The following is a 19,549-nucleotide window of genomic DNA, read 5'->3' on the forward strand; positions in this document are numbered from 1 at the left end:
TTCCGTCCTGAAAAATAAGGACGAAATGGGCTTTCCGTGGTACCACCTTGTTTGAACGCGTTTTTCACGCGTCCCGCTTTCCTGTAACGCCAGGTATCGCGCCTGAGTTTTCCCCTCAGGACTCCAAGGCAGGTTCGGCAGGTTTCATGCGGCAAAATGTTTCAGCGGGCCATTTTGCTCTCTGTCACAGAAAGTTCTGCGTACTGATCCTCTTCAACGCTCAATGATTTTTTTATATTATGCAAAGAAAACAGGTTCTTGTCAAGACATTTTCATCCATAAAAAACAGCCCGCCTCCCCGGCGGACCGTCATTAATTAAATACGATCGTTTTGTTTCCGTGAACGATGACACGGTCTTCCAGATGCCATTTTACGGCTCTTGCCAACACGCTCCGCTCAATCGTTCTGCCGATATTCTTCAGATCCTCTGCGTGATCTCTGTGATCGACGCGTTCAATATCCTGTTCAATAATCGGCCCTTCGTCAAGATCGTCCGTCACATAGTGAGAGGTCGCGCCGATTAATTTCACTCCGCGCTCATAAGCCCGTTTATACGGATTAGCGCCGATAAAGGCCGGCAGAAATGAATGGTGGATGTTAATAATCCGATTCGGATGGGCAGATACAAAATCAGACGTCAAAATCTGCATGTAGCGGGCAAGAACGATCACATCAATCTTATACTGCTCCAGCAGCTCAAGCTGGCGCCGCTCAACTTCGGCGCGGATATCTTTGTTAGCTTTCATGTAATGGAATGGAATATTCAGCGGCTCGACCACTTCTTTCGCCTCTTCATGGTTGCTGATGACGACCGCAATTTCGGCCATCATATTGCCGCTTTGCCATTCCCAAATCAGTTCATGAAGGCAGTGCAGCTCTTTGGATACAAAAATCGCCACTCGCTTCAGCTCACTTGCCAGAGAGAGGCTCCATGTCATGCCGAATGTCTGCGCGATTGAGGCGAACGCCTGCTGTAAATCCTCTTTTTTCTCACGAATGCCCTTGCAGTCGAATTCGATCCTGAGAAAAAAACGTCCGCCTTCAGGGTCAGTCGTATATTGATTTGATTCAATAATATTCGCGCCGTGTTCAAACAAAAACGCGGACACAGCCGATACAATTCCCGGCTGATCGGGGCAGCTGACAAGCAGGCGCCCTTTTTCCTCATTACCGCGGCGGTATTCTTTCAGCCGCTGTGTCATATATGAATTCATCTGTTTTAATCCCTCGTATCTTCATAATTCGTAACTTATTATAGATTATACTGAAAATTTGATAAAAATCAATTTACGAAAGAATTTTCAGCCCTACGGCTGCGCACAAAATAAGCGCAATGAAAAAGATGCGCTTCGCATCCTTCTGCTCGCCGTAGAAAAGAATGCCGGCTAAAGCGCCGCCCGCCGTGCCGATACCGGTCCAGATCGCATAGGCCGTGCCCATCGCAATCGTCTCCATCGCATAAGAAAGCAGGGAAAAAGAAGCCGCAAAGCCGACGATTATGAAGAGAATCCACTTGACTTTCTTTTCTTTTTGAAATTGATTCATTAAAATGACCCCGAGCATTTCACAAAGACCCGCGGCTATCAGACTGATCCAATGCATTACGCCTTCTCCTCCTTCGTCTCAGGCTTATCCTGTGTGACCAGCTTTAATCCGATGACACCGATCAGCAAAACGCCGATCAGCACGATTTTTACCGGATCGGCCTGTTCTTTGAAAAGCAGGATTTCACTGAGCACGGTGCCCGCTGTCCCGAGTCCGGTAAAGACCGCATATACCGTTCCTACGGGCAGGCTGTCCGTCGCCTTGATTAATAGATAAAAACTGATGATGATTCCCGTAATCGTGCCGCCCCACGTCAGTGCCGAATCAGCATGTTTCAGGCCGGTGACCCATACCACTTCAAATACGGCCGCTATGACCACTAAACCCCATTTCATGTTCTTCATCCTTTCTGTTCCCGGGCAATACAAAAAGCCCGGAATAGTCGTCTCACATGAGATTGACTCTCCCGGGCTTTTTTCCCTCCGTGTGCATATGCGGGATATGTCCGCATATGTGTTTTCTCTCGGACCAGGCCATGTATGAACATGCGGAACCCTAGAAAACATGTCTGTTCGTATCATACTACATTTCGCCGAAACGTTCAACGTCAGACGTGATGTCAAATACCGTCAGCCGCCTCTCCCATTTGGTAACGGTCTCACCGGGCACCATGCCGATTTTTTCCGCGACGCGGACGGAGGCAGCATTTTCCGGATCAATCAGCGCCGCTATGCGTCCGTATTGCTGCGTATGAAAACCGTAGTCCAGACAGGCGTTCGCCGCCTCTGTCGCATAGCCGCAGCCCCAGCGGCAGCGGGCAAACATATAGCCGATTTCCATCAAAGTGTTTCCGCTTATCGTCTGCGGAACGATTCCGCATTGACCGAGAAATGCACCCGACACTTTATCCTCTGCGATCCAAAGACTGACGCCGTATCCTGCGGCCAATCGTTTGTTCCAGGCAATCCATTCCTTCGTTTCCCGTCTGCTTTTAAGAGAAGGATAATATTTCATGACCTCTCTGTCGGTAAACAGCCCGTACAAATTGTCTTCATCGTCATCCCGCATAGTCCGCAGACGGATACGCCCGGTTGTCAGGATGGTGCCGGAAGACTTATGTTTCATCATGCACGCCACGTCTCCTTTCCCTGTAATAGATTATGGATCCGGCAGGAAAAGTCCTTTTTCAGCATAAAAAAACCGCTTTTTAAAAAAGCGGTTTGACGATTACCAAGGTTTATCTGTTCCGAGCGCCTCGGCCAGGGCCTTGCTGTGTTTTAAGCGGTTTTTTCGTTCTCCGGCGCGCTGAACGGCCGTATTGTGAAGCATGATTTCTTCCTCGGTTTCCGGCACGATCCGCGGAACGGGCACCGATTTCCCGTTTGAATCGAGCGCGACGAATGTCAGAAACGACGTTGCCGCAAGCTCGCGTTCACCCGTCATCAGATGTTCTTTAATGACTTTGACAAACACCTCCATAGACGATGTGCCGACCCATGTGACGTAGGATTCAAGGCATACGGAATCCTGTTGGCCGATCGGGCGCAAAAAATCCACAGAATCCATTGAGGCCGTGACTGTTTCACATCGGCAGTGGCGGGCCGCGGAAATTGAAGCGATATCATCAATATAGCTCATCAGCTTTCCGCCAAACAGCGTATTGTGATTATTCGTATCAAGCGGAAAAACCCTGCTTGTCTTGACAACCCTTGTTTCTTTGCAAAATCTTGATTCTGGCAACTTCATATTATTTAAACTCCCCTTTGGTGTCTGGTCGTTTTGACATTTCATCTGTACCCTATTAAACAATACTTTGATCGTTTTGTCTAAAATTTTAAATATTAAGTTGGTTAGATATTCTATCAGGTATGTTTCATTATTCATCACATCCGGGAATAATAAACGCACATTGAATACCGATAGGAGGATATCACATGGACGTATCCATTCCCAAATCCACGCGGAAACCGGCTTGCCGCAGTGAGTTTGATGCTTTGCAGACAGTCATCTTATGCCGGCCGGAACACATGACCATCAAGGATATTATTAACGGAACGCAGAAACATTTCAAACAAGAAAATATTAACATACCCGTTGCCCTCAAACAGCATAGTGAGTTTATTGACATTTTAAGATCTCATCAGATTGAAGTCGTCCTGCTGCCTGCCGATCCCGCTTTGCCTGAGCAGGTATTCACCCGGGATATCGGATTTGTCTTAGGCGAGACAGCGTTTATTTCAAACATGGCGGCTTCAGTCCGGCAGGGAGAAGAAAAAGTGTTTCAAGACCTGCTTGACGATAAGAAAATCCCTTATACGCGACTGAAAAAAGCGAACATTGAAGGCGGCGACATCTTGATCGCAGACGGCACCGTTTACGCCGGGCTGAGCAAGCGTACGGATAAAGCGGCTGTCCGGGAGCTGCGGGAGGCGCTGCCGGAGATGACTGTTGTGCCGATCCCTCTCAAGGAGGATTTCTTACATTTGGACTGTGTATTTAATATGATCTCGGAAACGGAAGCGCTATACTGTAAAAATGGCTTGCGGCAGAAAGAAATTGATCTTCTCGCCGAACGTTTTGAGATGATAGAAGTGCCTGAAGAAGAGCAATTCACGCTCGGCCCGAATATCCTGTCAATCGGCAATCAGACAATTATCAGCCTGCCACAGCACCGTCATACGAACCGCGAGCTCAGAAAAAGGGGTTATACGGTCATTGAAACCGAGTTTTCCGAAATTATCAAATCAGGCGGTTCCTTCCGCTGCTGCACCTTGCCGCTTGTCAGAACATCTTAAACATTTACAAGGCAGTTTCCTTCAAGATACGTTAATATAGAGAAGACAAGACTCTAAAGGGGGAAACCGAATGGCTAAGTACATAGGATACGCGGGAACATATACAAAAGGCGGAAGCGAAGGCATTTATTGTTTTGAACTTGATACAGAAGCGAAAAGGCTCAGCCGGCCGAAGCTGGCAGCAAAGCTCGGCAACCCGACATACGTCACTCCGAATTCTGATAACAGCATGCTGTATTCCATTGAAAAAGCAGACGGAAAAGGCGGCGTGGCAGCCTATCAGATTCATCAGAACAGCGGGGAATTAACGTTTGTAAACCACCAGCTGATTGAAGGCCCGTCTCCATGCCACGTCAGCATTGATGATAAACATGAATATGTGTTAACCGCTAATTACCACAGCGGAAAAGTGCACGCCTTTCCCGTCAATGAGGACGGAAGTCTGCAGGAGCCGGATGCCGAAGCCGCTCATACGGGAACAGGTCCTCATGAAAGACAAGAGAAACCGCATACCCATTTCGCTGGCTATACACCAGAGCATAACTACATTGCAGCCGTCGATTTAGGGACGGATACGCTGTATACGTACCAAATGAAAAACGGTTCGCTCACAGAGGTGAAAACTCACTCTTTCGCACCGGGTTCAGGGCCGCGCCACATCGTTTTCCATCCGGCGGAAAAATACGCCTATGTCATGACGGAAATCAGCAATGAAGTCATCGCGCTTGAATACAACCCGACCTTAGGTGAATTCAGAGAGCTGCAGGTCATTTCCGCTTTGCCTGAGGGCTTTACGGACAAATCGCAAGGCAGCGCAATCCGCATATCTAAAGACGGCAGATTTCTTTATGCCGCCAACCGCGGACATGACAGCATCGCCATCTTTAAGATCAACCAATATTCCGGTGAATTGTCTCTTATTGAATGGGTGCCGACAGAAGGCAACTGGCCGCGTGATTTCGCGTTTGACCCTTCCGAGACATTCCTTGTCGCGTCAAACGAAGAAACGGGAAATCTGGTTTTGTTTGAACGTGATCCGGAAACAGGCAAATTGACTCTGCTTCAATCCGACATTCCGGTTCCGTATCCGGTCTGCGTGTCATTTCTGCATCAGATTTAATCAAAAAGAAAGCTGACTTTATATTGTCAGCTTTCTTTTTTGTATAAATGGCAGGCGACAAAACGCCCCGCCTTCACTTCTTCAAGCTCAGGCGTTATCTTACCGCAGAGCTCCATCGCTTCAGGGCACCGCGTCCTGAATACACAGCCGCTCGGCGGGTTAAGGGGGCTCGGCAGCTCCCCTTTCAGAATAATCCGTTCACGCTTGTCCTCAAGAAGCGGATCAGGAATCGGGATTGAGGATAAAAGCGCCTTCGTATAAGGGTGAAGCGGTTCCCGGTAAAGCGCAGCGCTTTCTGTTATTTCCATCATGCGGCCCAAATACATCACGCCGATCCGGTCGCTGATATGCTTGACCATTGATAAATCGTGGGCGATAAATAAAAATGTCAGCCCTTTCTCTTTCTGAAGCCTTTTTAAAAGGTTGACGACCTGAGCCTGTACCGACACATCCAGCGCGGAAATCGGCTCATCCGCCACGATAAATTCGGGATGCAGAGAGAGCGCTCTGGCAATCCCGATTCTTTGCCTCTGTCCGCCGCTGAATTCGTGGGGATACCGGCTGCCGAAATCCGGATGGAGCCCGACAGCTTCAAGCAGTTCATCCGCCATCATCATACGGGCTTTTCTTGTATTGTAAAGATTGTGGATTTCCATCGGCTCCATAATAATTTCCCTTACAGTCAGACGCGGATTTAACGAGGCGTAAGGGTCTTGGAAAATCATCTGCAGCTTGCGGAAGAAGACCGACCGCTGTTCGGCCGCGGCACGGTGTATATCCGTCCCTTCATATGATACCGAACCGGCCGTCGGGTCATACAGACGGAGAATAACTCTTCCGAGCGTCGATTTACCGCATCCCGATTCTCCGACAAGTCCGAATGTTTCCCCTCTTTTAATGTGAAAGCTGACACCGTCGACTGCTTTTACGGCTTTCTTTCTTCCTGCGTCAAAATGCATTTTCAGCCCGCTGACTTCAAGGAGCGGAGATGCCGTCATTTTCTATTCCCCCTTTTCGCTTATACAGCGGCGTACGGTGCATAATTCTTTTTCATAGATCGTTCCTTCCAAGGACAGCACTTCGATTGTTTTTCCCGTTTTCGGGGAGTGCAGCATTCGGCCGTCTCCCAGCGCCAAACCGACATGGTGAATCGCGCCTTTTCCTTCTTCATAGGCGAAAAACAAAAGGTCAGCCGGCCGGATATCGTTTACCGCCGCGCCGCACCCGGCTTTTGCTTGGTCCTTTGCATCACGGGGAAGGGTATAGCCGTTTGCTTTAAATATCGAATACATAAACCCGGAACAGTCAAACCCGAAACCGCTCAGTCCTCCCCATAAATACGGAAGCCCGAGAAACATCATGCCCGTTTCGATGACATCGGCCGCCCGTCCTTCCGTATGCCGGCACTCGTCTGCGTCAGCTTCATTTACGAACCGTTCTCCGAGAGGCGTCACAACCCGAAAAAAGCCTTTCTCACGTCCTGATGCCGGAAGACGCGTTAAGAAACTTACTTCCAAGTCCGGTTCGCCGTTAGTGTGATATAAAAAAGCTGTCGGTTTGGTAATCCATACGGCGGGCGAAGATGAAAAAAAGCCGTCTTTTGAAAGCTGGCTTTTTTTTATCCAGCCCGGATATCCGCGCGCATCCTTGTTTGAGGGCTGGCCGGGAACGGCGACAAAAGCCCATTCCCCTTCCTCTTTGAGAATGATCACCTCTTCCCCGAAAAGCGCTTGCGTTTGGACAAGGTTGTCTGTGCATAATTGCAGCCGCTCTTCATATCCCATAGACGCTAACCATTTTCTGATCTGCGGCGGGTTTTCAAGCACCGGCGCATCATACGAACGGGGAGATGACGGCATCGTCCATACGTTGGCTGCCGCCGCTGTAACGGCTGCTCTCATCTTTTCGCCTCCTCTTGTTTCGACACCCCGGTAATGCCGAGACCCGGTTCATCGGGAATTGTAATCTGACTGCCGCTGTATGTGATGCCGCCTTTAATCAAATCATCTTTCAGCATAAGCGGCGCATCAAAATCAAACCTTGTCACATTCCGTTTGCCCGCGGCAAAATGAGCCGCGGCGGTGATGCCGAGCTTGGTCTCAATCATGCTGCCGACCATGCATTCCACGCCGCACGTTTCGGCCATCGCATTGATTGTTTCCGCCTGCTTTATGCCGCCCGCTTTCATCAGCTTAATATTGATTAAATCGGCGCTTCTCGTCTGCAGCACGCAAAAGGCCTGACGGGGAGTAAAGACGCTCTCATCCGCCATAATCGGCGTGTCTACGGCATCGGTGACCTGCTTCAGCCCGGCGATATCGTCTTTATGAACAGGCTGCTCGACCAGCTCAATGCCGAGGCCGGCGTCTTCCATCTTTCGGATCGCAGTCACGGCTTCTTTCGGCGTCCAGCCTTGGTTGGCGTCCAATCTCAGTTTGACGTTTCCGCCGACACGTGATCTGATCGCCTGAATCCGGGCAACATCGTCCGATATGTCACCTATGCCGACTTTTATCTTTAAAATATGAAATCCTTTGTTCACATAGCGGTCTGCATCCCCCGCCATCTCCTCAGGAGAATTGACGCTGACGGTAAAATCTGTTTCCAGTGTATTCCGATAGCCTCCGAGAAGCCGGTAAAGCGGCTGTCCGTGCATTTGCGCCCATCCGTCATATACAGCCATATCCACCGCGGCTTTTGCGCTTTGATTTCTTTCCAACAGCCGGCTGATATCATACAAAACAGCTTCTATGCCGGAAAGGCTCCGCCCCAAGAGAGCGGGCTTCAGCACATCGCGGACGGCGCTTTCAATACCGTCCGTGCTGTCGCCTGTAATGACAACCGTCGGCGGCGCCTCGCCCCAGCCGGTCAGACCGTTGTCAAATGTGAGCTTCACAATGACCGATTCAGCATTGTAAACCGTGCGCAAAGCGGTCTTAAACGGCTTTTTCAGCGGCACGGACATCCGTCCCGTTTGAATATCTGTAATCCTCACGCCTGATCACTCCCTTCCGGAAACCCCTGATTCAATCGTTACCGCTTTGGCTGCCGTATCCATAACCGCGCGGGCTCCGATCGGAACGGCGAAGCTCGGTGAACAATGGCCGATTTTAAAGCCTTTGAGCGCAGGCTTCCCTGATTTGACAATGTAATCGTTCAGCACTTGCTCTAAAGTAAGCGACTTTTCTTTATGCTTCGGTTCGCATTGGTGAAAATCACAGACCAGTATTCCGGCTGCGTCTGACAGTTTTCCGGCCATCTTTAATTGATTCAGCATCCTGTCGATTTGATACGGCTCCTCATCAATATCCTCGATAAACAGCAATTTGTCTTTCGTATCAATTTCAAACGGCGTGCCGAGTGTGGACGTAATGAGCGACAGATTGCCGCCCGCAAGCTCTCCCTCGGCCCTTCCGCCTGTCAGCACCTCCAGCGGAGAAATGTCCTCCGTATAGGTGAATTCCGTTTCAGTAAAAAGCTGATGATACGACGCTTTTGTCAGGGGTTCAGCATCTTCAAGCCCGACATCCGTGCTCAGCATCGGGCCGTGAAATGTGACGAGCCCCGTATTTTGATGAATGGCGGTATGTAAAAACGTAATATCGCTGTATCCCCAGAAAATTTTCGGATTGCGGCGGATTAAGCCGAAATCGATGTCGGCGGCAATGCGGCCCGTGCCGAATCCTCCGCACGCGCATATCACCGCTTTGACATTCTGATCACTAAACATGTCATGGAGATCATTGAGGCGCGCCCGGTCTTCTCCCGCCAAATAGCCGTGACGGGTCTTCAGCGCCCGGCCGAGTTTCACTTGAAGGCCAAGCTCATTCTCTAAAAACAGCAGCGCGGTTTGCAGCGTCCCGCTCTCAGGCGGGCTTGCGGGTGCAATCACACCGACCGTGTCGCCTTTTTGCAGTGCTTTCGGTTTATGGTTCATGACTTTTTCAATCTCCTTTCCGGATTGAAAAGTGAAACACGCCGCTCCTTTAACGGCAAAAGAGCGGCATATGTTTCCGCTGTAAGATCAGGACTTTTCCGCCCATTTCAGATCAATGTAACCGACGGGGTGCCGGACAATGCCCTTCACGCCGCTGTTCTGCAGATGCACCTGATTGTAAAAGTAAATCGGAATGATCGGAGCCTCGTTCATGAGCAGCTTTTCCGCTTTATGCATGAGCGCAAAACGTTTTTTGGCATCGGCTTCCTGTTTTGCCTGCTTGATGCAGCCGTCGTATGCCGCGCTGCCCCAGCCGGTGCGGTTCATGGAATTATCCGTTTGGAAAGCCTCAAGAAAACTGATCGGATCTGCGTAATCCGGTAAAAATGAGCTTTGAGAGAACTGGAACTTCAGTCCTTTCTGCTCTTCTAAAAAGACGTTCCATTCCATATTGGCGAGCTTAACGTCTATACCGAGCACACTTTTGAGCTTCTGCTGAATCGCTTCCGCTATTTTCTTATGCTCCGGTTTTGTGCTGTATGTCAATGTAACGGCGGGCAGCTTGTCATAATGCTCTTCTGCCATGCCTTTTTCCAGCAGTTTTTTGGCTTCTGATTCATCCGGAGTTAGTAAACTGCCGCCCGCTTCGCGGAAATCTTTCCCGTCAGGCTGAGTAAATCCCGGGGATACAAAGGCATGTGCCGGCTTTTCACTGTTTTTGGTCACATAATCCGTGATTTCTTTCTGATCAATCGCTGCCGCGAACGCTTTTCTGATCTTTTCATTTTGAAACGGTTCCATTTTAACGTTAAAACGATAGAAATAGAGTCCGGCCTGATCCCACGTGCGGACATTTTTTCCTCCCATCAGCTGTTCGCTCAGCTCTGCCGGCACAAAGGCGGTATCCAAATCCCCCGACTGGAACATCTGATAGTCGGTATTCCGGTCACTGACCATCGCCCATGTCACTTTATCCAGTTTTACCGTCTTTTTATCCCAATACGTCTCGTTTTTGACCATCGTCATGCTGTCGTCATGCTTCCATTCCGTCAGTTTGAACGGCCCGTTGCCGACAAAAGTTTTTGCTTCAGTGAACCATTTCGGATCAGCCTTGGCGACCTTCTCATTAATCGGGAAATACGCCGGATTGGACACGACGCTCAAAAAATAATCCTGCGGGGCCGCCAATGTGACGACAAGCGTTTTTTTATCCTTTGCCGTGACTTTCACGTCTTCTTGTTTGCCTTTTCCGCTGTTAAATTCTTCTCCGCCTTTGATCATATAGCCGAGAAAAGCGGAAGATGCGCCCGTTTTCGGATCGAGCATCCGCTTCCAGGCGTACACGAAGTCTTCCGCCGTGACGGGATCGCCATTTGTCCATTCGGCGTTATCTCGGATATTGAAGGTATATGTCAGCTTATCAGCGGACACCTTCCAGCTTTCCGCCATGGCCGGTTCGGGCTTATTATCTTTTCCGAGCCTCGTCAATCCTTCCATGATGTTATTCAACGGCTGCCAGGAAACATTATTAAATCCGATCGGCGGATCAAGTGAGGTCGGCTCATTTTCGTTATTGAGCCGCAGCACCGTCTCACCCCCCTGTTCTTTTGCTTTGCCGGGTTCTGTCCCCGCCTGTTCATTGGCTGTACAGCCCATCAGAGCAAACGAAACAACAGCAATCACACCAATCGCCCATCTCTTTTTCATTTCAATCCCCCTTTTTCCTCTGCTGCAGTCAGCTGCTGCTTCAGCCGCTCTGCACGGTGATCCTGAAGCCAGCAGTTGACGATATGGCTTTTGGATTTCACGGTTGTTGCCGGGTATACCTTTTCACAGACGATCATCCTGTCCGGACAGCGGGCGGCAAACGGGCAGCCCGGCGGCGGATCGAATAAATCAGGCGGCGTCCCGTCAATCGGCGAAAGCTCACTATCTTCCATATCCAGCCGCGGCACTGAACGAAGCAGCCCCTTTGTGTATGGATGAGCCGGATGGTAAAAAATATCATGCCTCGTGCCGATTTCGGCGATTTTCCCCGCATACATGACGGCGACTCTGTCGGCGGTCTGAGCGACGACGCCGAGATCATGGGTGATCAGAATAATAGACACGCCTGTTTTTCTTTGAATCTTCTTAAATAATTCAAGGATTTGTGCTTGAATTGTCACATCAAGAGCCGTTGTCGGTTCATCGGCGATCATAATTTCCGGCTCGCAGATCAGAGCCATCGCGATCACGATCCGCTGCCGCATGCCCCCGCTTAATTGGTGGGGGTACTGCTTCAGGCGGGATTTCGAGTCCGGGATACCGACCAGATCCAGCATGGCGAGAACCTCGGATTCAGCTTGTTTTCTTGTCATGGCGCGGTGTTCCAACAGCGCTTCTGAGAGCTGATCCCCTATGGTCAAAGTCGGATTGAGCGCCGTCATCGGGTCCTGAAAGATCATAGAAATATCGCGCCCCCGGATTCCCCGCATTTCCCGATCCGACATTCGGCAAAGGTCTTTCTGTTTAAATTGTATGCTTCCGGATTCAATCTTTGCCGAATGTTTCGGAAGAAGACCCATCACGGCTTGTGACGTCACGCTTTTTCCGCATCCCGATTCACCGACGATCGCAAACGTTTCACCTTTATATAAATCGAAGCTGACGCCTCTGACGGCTTTTACAGTGCCTCCGTATGTTGAAAAAGTAACATGCAGATTTTGAACGGAAAGAACTTGCTGCGCCATTTTTCCTACCTCCTCAGTTTCGGGTCTAACGCGTCCTGCAAGCCGTCTCCAAGCACGTTAAACGCGTACATCGTTAAGGAAATGAAAAAAGCGGGAAAAAACAGCCGCCACCAATGGCCTGATAAAATCGCCGGCAGCCCGTCATTTGCCATGACTCCCCAGCTTGCAAACGGCGCCTGAATGCCGAGTCCGAGAAAACTTAAAAATGATTCCGCAAAAATCGCCGCCGGCACCGTCAGCGTCATTTGGACAATAATGGCTCCCATCGTATTCGGCAGCAGATTTTTCTTAATGATCCGAAATGTTTTCGCTCCAAATGTTTTCGATGCCAATACGTGTTCATCATGCTTCATCCTCAGCACCTGCCCTCTCACAATCCGCGCCATGCCGACCCATCCCGTCACTGTCAGAGCGACTATAATGGAACTGAGCCCCGGCCCCATCAGCACCATTAACAAAATGACAACGAGCAGATAAGGCAAACCGTAGAGAACCTCGATGATTCTCATCATGGCGCTGTCTGTCCGGCCCCCTTTGTAGCCGGCGACGCCTCCGTAGATAACGCCGATCAAAAAGTCGATCAGCGCCGCCATCACACCGACAAATAAAGAGATCCTCGCTCCGTACCACGTTCTTGTAAACACGTCCCGGCCAAGTTCATCGGTTCCGAACCAGTGTGAAAAAGACGGCGGAAGATTCTGCTCGGCGAGCGTCTGCCTTGTCACGCTGTGCGGTGATATCAGCGGGCCGAACACAGCCGCTAGAAACAGGCAGCATAATATCACAAGTCCGGCCATCGCCAATTTGTTCTTTTTAAGCCGCCGCCACGCATCCTGACTGTAAGACAGGCTCGGACGCTTGACCGACTCGGTTTCACCCTTTCCTTCCGCGCCCGGCTGAAACCAGTCATCAGGCACTTCTGTGTGTTTTACCGTTTCTTGCGGGAGATTCATCAGGATCACCCTTTCTTATGAAGTTTTATGCGCGGGTCTAACAGGCCGTATGCCAAATCAACCAGAAACAGCAGGACGATCAGAATCACACTGTAAAATACGGTCGTTCCCATGATGACCGGGTAATCGCGCTGATTGATGCTTTCTACGAAATATTTGCCCATTCCCGGTATGGCAAAAATTTTCTCGATGACGAAACTGCCCGTTAAAATACTTGCGGCAAGCGTCCCGAGCACTGTCACAACAGGCATAAGAGCGTTTTTCAATGCGTGTTTGATCACAATTTTGACGGGAGAAAGCCCCTTTGCTTTTGCCGTGCGGATGTAATCCTGAGTCAGCACTTCGGCCATGCTTGATCTTGTCAGCCGCGCGATAATGGCCATGGGACCGACGGCAAGCGCAACAGTCGGCAGAACCATGTGAACGGGACTCGTCCAGGTAGCTGCCGGAAACCATTTCAGATGAACCGCAAATTGCTGAATCAGCAGCGTAGCCATTATAAAATTCGGAATGGAAATCCCGAGCACCGCAAGGCTCATGGCCGCATAATCGAGAAAGCCGCCGCGCCTGAGAGCGGCCGTTATGCCGAGCGCGAGTCCGGAAATCACAGCGATGATGATCGCCGTTATCCCAAGCTCGAAGGAGACCGGAAAACCGCGTTCAAGCATGGCGTTTACACTGTCTGACGGTTTTTTGATTGAAGGACCGAAATCAAAGGTAAGAATGGATTTTAGATAGATGGCGTATTGAGTGATAAGAGGTTCGTTCAGATGGTAGTAGGATTCAAGATTTCGCTGGACCGCTTCGTTTGTGCCCCGCTCTTCGTTAAAAGGCGAGCCGGGTATCACTTTCATCATGACAAATGTCAGAGTGGTGATGACGAGGACGGTCATCATCATGGCGATAAAACGTTTGATAAAATACCGCAGCAATGCCGTTCACCCCTTTAACAGAATGTTGTTCTCATGGCGAGTTCTGTCATGACGAGCATGGCCTGATAGGCTTCCGGCATGTCTTTTGCCTGAAATTGAACGATTGTCGTTCCCGGGATGATTTCTGTGCCCGGCATTAAATGGGCCCATTCAGCCTGTCCGTAATTGGCAAATTCAATGCCTAATACAGGTCTTTCAGGCGGAGTCAGCGGTTTGACCTTATCTTTATTTTTGAGCGCATAGGCTGTTTTTTCCGTCAGGAGCCGTCCGGCTTTTTGAGGGGACAAGCATTTGACCGCAGTTCTTGAAATGGTTTGTTTGACGGCGGCAGTCGTCACATTCGGGATCAGCTCCTCCGCCTCTTTTGCGGCGCAATCATCTCCGGCAGCCATGATGACCGGGACATCGTAAAATCCGGCGAGATAGGCATTTAACCCCAGTTCACCGACAGGCTTATCATTTATGTAAAAGTGGCGGACGCCGAATATCATGCTGTGCGACATGACGCCCGGCATCGACGCTCTCGCATGATAGCCGATAAACATCACACCTGAATACGATTCATCAAGCCCCTGCATCATGGAAAACGGCTTGACATCCCCCGTAATCAGCTCTGCCTCAGGGTGAAGTTTTTCCGCGAGCAGATTATTCATCTTTGAGTGGCTGTCATTCACGGTCACTTCCGTGCATCCGTTATTAAACGCTTCTGCGATGCACCAGTTTGCTTCTTCGGTCATCAGAACCCTGCCGCGCTCATAATTGTGCATGCTGGAATTGACAAATGTTTCATCAGGCAGTCCGGAAATCCCTTCCATATCCACAGATAGATACAGTTTCATGTAATGCCTCCTTTTTTACTTAAAATTTCGATATTAAATTATGAATATTCTAACAAATTATATTAAAAAAGGATGAAACATGCAATATACCATTCTGCCATTATGGGAAAAAACAAACCCTTTTCACCGGGAAAAGGGTTTGCTGATAGAAAAAGTTACATACCGTTTTTGTTTATAGGGTGACCCCGAAACTGTCTGACCGCACTTCTGTATTCGCGATCGGGAATGACCTGATGCCTGATCGGTCCAGGAGCCTGCAGCGAAGGCTCTTCAGCCGCCTGCTTACGGACGGCATGCGGTTTATGCGCCAGCTTATGTCCCATGCCGGTCGCATTCATGACAAATGATAAACACACTAAAAGCAAGCTTAAGATGAAAGCAATAAGAAACAAATCGCTGTATGTCCCCATCAGCAGGTCATGCGGCGATTGTGTGCCGCGCGCGCCCCGAAGCATGCCGGAAGCATCTCTTTTCGTAAAATACCCTATTAAAACAGGTGCGCCCATATAAATGAACAGCCTTAAAAACTGAACGGCCGTCATGCGTTTCACCAGTTCCGGAAGCGGTCCGCCCAACGCGGCGCCCATCAGTCCGGCTGCTACGATAAGCCCTGTCCCGGCCGCCAGCATCACGAAAAGCGCCGCAAATAAAATAAGGGGTATACGATGATCCGCCGTCATCCATTGGAAATTCACGAACACCAGTATAACAGAGCCTGTTATGCCTAGCATGCCCGGGCCGACTTTATCATATGCTAATGCACTGATAACAGCGGCGATGGCCACGCCTCCCAAAAGGCTCGCATATAAGAATATCAGTTGAGTTTGTGACATGTGATATGCGGTCTGAAGCTCCCCGTGAAATGCAGAAAGACTGACCGCTATGGAAATACTGCCCGCAGCGATCATGAAAACACCCAAAATCGGCTTTGGAATCAGCATAAGTTTAATCGAAATCAGCGCATGTTCGTTTCTGTACTGCATAATCAGCAGGATCAGCAGAATGACGATGCTTCCTCCAAATCCCGCCAATGTCTGCCATGATGAAAAGCCCCATTTCGGCAGATGAATAAAAGTATAGGCGGTCAGCACGGCTGATCCACCCGCTAACAGAAAACCGATGCCGTCAAATGGAGATTTTTCAGTATTTTTATGAGCGTCATCCCGCAGCCACATATAACTGAAAATGAGGCCGAAAAAAGACAGCAGGCCAAAAATGCCGAACAGCCAATGCCAATGGCCGGCGCTTGCCGCCGCCGTGCCTAAAACGGTCCCCATAATGACAGACCCGTAAAATCCGCCGATTAACACAAATAAGGCGTAATTCCGGCGTTCAATCGGAAACGAAAGCACCAGCATCGGAATCATAATCATCAGCATAGTGCCCGCCGCAGCTCCCTGTAAAAAACGGCCCGCGGCGAGCGGATAAATATCATTTGTCACAGCAGCAAGCAGCGCTCCGATGACACCCGCGGCCATCGAAATCATATAGACAGGCCGGGAGCCGAATCTTTTTCTTAAATACGGCCCCGCCGGCACGAATAAGGCAAATGCCATATTACCGATAATAATCGGATGAAAAGAGTCAAAGTTTTCCCCGCCGACCGTCTGCCGGACAAGGCTTTGGACAGCCGAAAGAGCGGTATTCGACATCAGCCCCGGCCCGACAGCCAGCACAGCAAGCAGAGAAATGATCCAGTGATGTTTTTCTTTCATTTGACAGCTCCTTTCTTACTATTTGACAAAGTGAAAAAGCTAACAGATTTCCCCCATTAGCTTGACAGAATTTTTTATATCTTTTCATGTGAAGGATTGAACATAATATCTCATTATTATTTCAAATCCGATGGAAATTGTCAATATAAAGCGCCGCCGTCCGATTTCGTCTTTTTCACAATTTCCCACAATCTTTTCATTATTATCCCACACTTTTTGTTTAAGATGGAGTCAGTAATAATAGGCAAATCATGCTATGATGAAATAGAGAAACGGAGTGAACATGATGGATAACTATCGTGATGAAAATCGGACAGACCAAAAAGAACAGGAAGTCCTTTTAGTAAAAGAAAACCCGCAGCCGGCCGGATATTCCGCGCCGGACGAGGACAAGAAAAAACGAAGCTTCGGCTGGTTCAGACCGCTTCTCGGCGGAGTGATCGGCGGAGGGCTCGCCCTCGGCATCTATACATTTACGCCGCTTGGAGACCATCAGACTCAAGATACTTCCAATCCGGCTCCCGCTCAGGAAACGTCATCGGTAACCGCCAAGCAGACATCTTCTGAATCAGACAGCGGCAAATCGGCAAACAGCTCATCGGCAAATTCAAGCAGCATTTCGAATATGGTGGAAGACATTTCACCGGCGATCGTCGGAATCACCAATCTGCAGAAGCAGCAAAGCAGTTCCGATTTATTCGGATTCGGATCAAGCTCGGATTCAAACTCTAATGCATCGGGTGATGATGCGGAAACGGGATCGGGTTCAGGCGTTATTTTTAAGAAAGCAAACGGCAAAGCGTATATCATTACGAATAACCACGTGGTCGAAGGCGCCTCTTCCCTTAAAGTGTCATTATATGACGGCACCGATGTAACAGCTAAACTCGTCGGCCGTGATTCGCTGACGGACTTGGCCGTATTAGAAATCAGTGATAAACACGTAACAAAAACGGCAAGCTTCGGCAGCTCATCCGCTCTCAGAACGGGTGAATCCGTCATCGCCATCGGTGATCCGCTCGGAAAAGACCTTTCCCGCACCGTCACACAGGGCATCGTGAGCGGCTTAAACAGAACCGTCTCGATCTCTACGTCAGCCGGTGAGTCAAGCATCAACGTCATCCAAACCGATGCCGCCATCAATCCCGGAAACAGCGGCGGACCGCTCTTGAATACAGACGGCAAAATCATCGGCATCAACAGCATGAAAATCAGTGAAAATGATGTAGAAGGCATCGGCTTTGCGATTCCGAGCAACGATGTAAAACCGATTGCCGAAGAGCTTCTCACGAAAGGACAGGTGGAGCGCCCTTATATCGGCGTGAGCATGATCGACTTGGAACAAGTGCCGCAAAACTATCAGGAAGGCACACTCGGCCTCTTCGGCAAACAGCTGAATAAAGGCGTTTATATTCGCGAAGTGGCGCAGGGATCACCTGCAGCCAAAGCCGGATTAAAAGCAGAAGACATCATTATCAGCTTAAAAGGGAAAGAAACTGACACGGGCAGCGAACTTCGCAATATTCTCTACAAGAATACGAAAGTCGGCAGCACCGTTGACGTGAAGATTATCAGAAACGGCAAGGAAATGACGAAAAAAATGAAACTGACTCAAAAAGAAGAAACATCTTCTTAACAAAAATCCAAGGCAGCCGCCTTGGATTTTTTATATACAGATGAAACTTTAGGCCTGGATCAGCCGTATGACTCAGTGTACAAAGGAGGATACATACACATGAAACAAACCGGACTTTTGCTGGTCGTTACCGGCCTGATCTTGCTCCAGCTGAGCATTCAGCTTCCTCAGCAAAACGCTGCTTGGGGAATGACGCTTGGTGCAAGCATTTTACTGAACCTTTCGGGAACCGGACTGATCATGCGCGCTCTGCACACGCAGACCGGCCGCAGATGAATGAAAAAAGCCGCGGGACATTCTGTCATCCCGCGGTTTTTATTTTACATAAAAACACCCTGTCCGCTGGCCGGACAGGGTGTTTGTTAAGACATATGCTGGTCCCGATAAATCTTTTCGTTTTTCATGCCGTACGCTTTTTGCACGATATAGAGCGGACGGTCTTTTGCTTCGTCATAAATTCTTCCGATATATTCGCCGATCATTCCGAGCATTAATAAAACGATGCCGCTGAATAACAGCTGTATCACAATCAGAGAGGACCAGCCCGTAATGGTGCTGTCTGTAAAAAGCTTCATGTATAAAACGATAAACATATAGAGAAAACCCGCTCCGGACATGAGCATTCCCGCATAGCTTGCCGCCTTGAGCGGTTTATGAGAGAACGTTGTGATCCCGTCCATGGAAAGCTTCAGCATTTTTTTAAGCGGGTATTTCGTTTCCCCCGCAAGCCGCTCATCTCGTTCATATTCTACAGCAGTCTGCTTAAAGCCGACCCAGCTGACGAGTCCTCTGACAAAAGGATTTTTTTCTTTTAATCTTTTCATCTCATCACAGACTTTTCTGTCCAGCAGGCGGAAATCCCCGGTGTCGAGCGGAATATCAATATCAGTCACGCTCCGCAGCAGCCGGTAAAACAGAGAGGCCGTCTGTTTCTTGAAAAAGGTTTCTCCCTTTCGTTTCGTTCTGACGGCGTACACCACATCGTAGCCTTCTTTCCACTGCTCAATCATATCAAGGATTAATTCAGGAGGGTCCTGCAAATCGGCGTCAATGACGGCGATTGCATTCCCCTCTGCATAATCCATACCCGCTGTAATCGCGATCTGATGTCCGAAGTTTCTGGAAAAATCAATAATTTTCACTCTCGGATCAATCAGACTTTGCTCTCTTAAAATCTCAATACTGCGGTCTTTGCTCCCATCATTGACAAAGATCAATTCATAATGCTCTTTTGTTTGATCCATGACTTCTTTCAGGCGCTGATAGGTTGTCTGAATGACGAGTTCCTCGTTATAAACCGGGACGACTATTGAATATTGAATATGTCTGCTCATGTTTTTTCCT

The 19,549-nt window shown here is 49.3% G+C and carries 20 protein-coding genes, 1 riboswitch and 1 other annotated feature; of the genes, 4 read left to right on the forward strand and 16 right to left on the reverse strand.

Annotated elements, in window-relative coordinates:
- Positions 1–13 precede the first annotated feature (13 nt).
- Positions 14–226, reverse strand: a binding site (T-box leader).
- Positions 227–312: 86 nt separating this feature from the next.
- The 5 genes from purU to AC2CGA_RS04465 form a co-directional block, all read right to left on the reverse strand.
- Positions 313–1,215, reverse strand: a complete 903-nt coding sequence (gene purU, locus AC2CGA_RS04445) for a formyltetrahydrofolate deformylase (RefSeq protein WP_003154764.1) — start codon at positions 1,213–1,215, stop codon at positions 313–315.
- Between the two features lie 73 nt (positions 1,216–1,288).
- Positions 1,289–1,603, reverse strand: coding sequence for a DMT family transporter (locus tag AC2CGA_RS04450; protein WP_003154765.1), 315 nt, complete (start codon positions 1,601–1,603; stop codon positions 1,289–1,291).
- Positions 1,603–1,941 carry a DMT family transporter gene (locus tag AC2CGA_RS04455; protein WP_003154767.1) on the reverse strand — a complete coding sequence of 113 codons (339 nt, stop codon included), beginning with the start codon at positions 1,939–1,941 and terminating at the stop codon, positions 1,603–1,605. Before AC2CGA_RS04455 ends, AC2CGA_RS04450 begins: the two co-directional genes overlap by 1 nt.
- Positions 1,942–2,007: 66 nt before the next feature.
- A riboswitch (guanidine-I (ykkC/yxkD leader) is annotated at positions 2,008–2,116 on the reverse strand.
- Between the two features lie 12 nt (positions 2,117–2,128).
- On the reverse strand, positions 2,129–2,674 hold the full coding sequence (locus AC2CGA_RS04460) for a GNAT family N-acetyltransferase (protein ID WP_015388342.1): 546 nt from the start codon (positions 2,672–2,674) through the stop codon (positions 2,129–2,131).
- Positions 2,675–2,773: 99 nt separating this feature from the next.
- Complete coding sequence (locus AC2CGA_RS04465; protein WP_003154772.1) at positions 2,774–3,292, reverse strand: acyl-CoA thioesterase; 519 nt, start codon at positions 3,290–3,292, stop codon at positions 2,774–2,776.
- Between the two features lie 188 nt (positions 3,293–3,480).
- Here AC2CGA_RS04465 and AC2CGA_RS04470 point away from each other — a divergent pair, with 188 nt between their 5' ends.
- Both AC2CGA_RS04470 and AC2CGA_RS04475 read left to right on the forward strand, forming a co-directional pair.
- A complete protein-coding gene (locus AC2CGA_RS04470; RefSeq protein WP_003154774.1) occupies positions 3,481–4,341 on the forward strand; it encodes a dimethylarginine dimethylaminohydrolase family protein in 861 nt (286 codons plus the stop codon).
- 70 nt (positions 4,342–4,411) lie between these two features.
- Positions 4,412–5,461, forward strand: coding sequence for a lactonase family protein (locus AC2CGA_RS04475; protein WP_484480135.1), 1,050 nt, complete (start codon positions 4,412–4,414; stop codon positions 5,459–5,461).
- A 26-nt stretch (positions 5,462–5,487) separates the two neighbouring features.
- Here the strand turns inward: AC2CGA_RS04475 and AC2CGA_RS04480 are convergent, their stop codons facing one another.
- From AC2CGA_RS04480 to AC2CGA_RS04525, 10 genes are all read right to left on the reverse strand, one after another.
- A complete protein-coding gene (locus AC2CGA_RS04480; protein ID WP_003154776.1) occupies positions 5,488–6,459 on the reverse strand; it encodes an ABC transporter ATP-binding protein in 972 nt (323 codons plus the stop codon).
- A 3-nt stretch (positions 6,460–6,462) separates the two neighbouring features.
- Positions 6,463–7,362, reverse strand: a complete 900-nt coding sequence (locus tag AC2CGA_RS04485) for a C40 family peptidase (RefSeq protein WP_069473364.1) — start codon at positions 7,360–7,362, stop codon at positions 6,463–6,465.
- Entirely contained in the window at positions 7,359–8,426 is a 1,068-nt protein-coding gene (locus AC2CGA_RS04490) for a dipeptide epimerase (RefSeq protein ID WP_178091949.1), read from the reverse strand. The genes AC2CGA_RS04485 and AC2CGA_RS04490 overlap by 4 nt, the downstream gene beginning before the upstream one ends.
- A gap of 36 nt (positions 8,427–8,462) precedes the next feature.
- A complete protein-coding gene (locus tag AC2CGA_RS04495; protein ID WP_032856674.1) occupies positions 8,463–9,398 on the reverse strand; it encodes a S66 peptidase family protein in 936 nt (311 codons plus the stop codon).
- Between the two features lie 87 nt (positions 9,399–9,485).
- Complete coding sequence (locus tag AC2CGA_RS04500) at positions 9,486–11,105, reverse strand: peptide ABC transporter substrate-binding protein (protein WP_003154780.1); 1,620 nt, start codon at positions 11,103–11,105, stop codon at positions 9,486–9,488.
- Positions 11,102–12,130, reverse strand: a complete 1,029-nt coding sequence (locus tag AC2CGA_RS04505) for an ABC transporter ATP-binding protein (RefSeq protein ID WP_025851774.1) — start codon at positions 12,128–12,130, stop codon at positions 11,102–11,104. The genes AC2CGA_RS04500 and AC2CGA_RS04505 overlap by 4 nt, the downstream gene beginning before the upstream one ends.
- Before the next feature lie 5 nt (positions 12,131–12,135).
- Positions 12,136–13,083, reverse strand: a complete 948-nt coding sequence (locus tag AC2CGA_RS04510) for an ABC transporter permease (RefSeq protein ID WP_069448688.1) — start codon at positions 13,081–13,083, stop codon at positions 12,136–12,138.
- A gap of 5 nt (positions 13,084–13,088) precedes the next feature.
- Positions 13,089–14,015 (reverse strand): ABC transporter permease, encoded by a 927-nt coding sequence (locus AC2CGA_RS04515; RefSeq protein WP_014304864.1) that lies wholly within the window; start codon positions 14,013–14,015, stop codon positions 13,089–13,091.
- Positions 14,016–14,029: 14 nt separating this feature from the next.
- The gene (locus AC2CGA_RS04520; protein ID WP_003154784.1) at positions 14,030–14,854 is read right to left on the reverse strand and encodes a M55 family metallopeptidase; all 825 of its coding nucleotides are present in this window, start codon (positions 14,852–14,854) and stop codon (positions 14,030–14,032) included.
- 155 nt (positions 14,855–15,009) lie between these two features.
- Complete coding sequence (locus AC2CGA_RS04525; RefSeq protein ID WP_484480136.1) at positions 15,010–16,569, reverse strand: MFS transporter; 1,560 nt, start codon at positions 16,567–16,569, stop codon at positions 15,010–15,012.
- Between the two features lie 286 nt (positions 16,570–16,855).
- Between AC2CGA_RS04525 and htrA the strand changes: the two genes are divergently transcribed.
- Positions 16,856–18,205: a serine protease HtrA gene (gene htrA / locus AC2CGA_RS04530; RefSeq protein ID WP_003154786.1), complete on the forward strand. Its 1,350-nt coding sequence runs from the start codon at positions 16,856–16,858 to the stop codon at positions 18,203–18,205.
- 99 nt (positions 18,206–18,304) lie between these two features.
- A complete protein-coding gene (locus AC2CGA_RS04535; protein ID WP_003154788.1) occupies positions 18,305–18,481 on the forward strand; it encodes a hypothetical protein in 177 nt (58 codons plus the stop codon).
- An 86-nt stretch (positions 18,482–18,567) separates the two neighbouring features.
- On the opposite strand, the gene AC2CGA_RS04540 is transcribed toward AC2CGA_RS04535, so the two are convergent.
- A complete protein-coding gene (locus AC2CGA_RS04540; RefSeq protein ID WP_003154790.1) occupies positions 18,568–19,539 on the reverse strand; it encodes a glycosyltransferase family 2 protein in 972 nt (323 codons plus the stop codon).
- Positions 19,540–19,549: the final 10 nt, after the last annotated feature.

This window comes from Bacillus sp. SYZHCR11 (assembly GCF_057196865.1).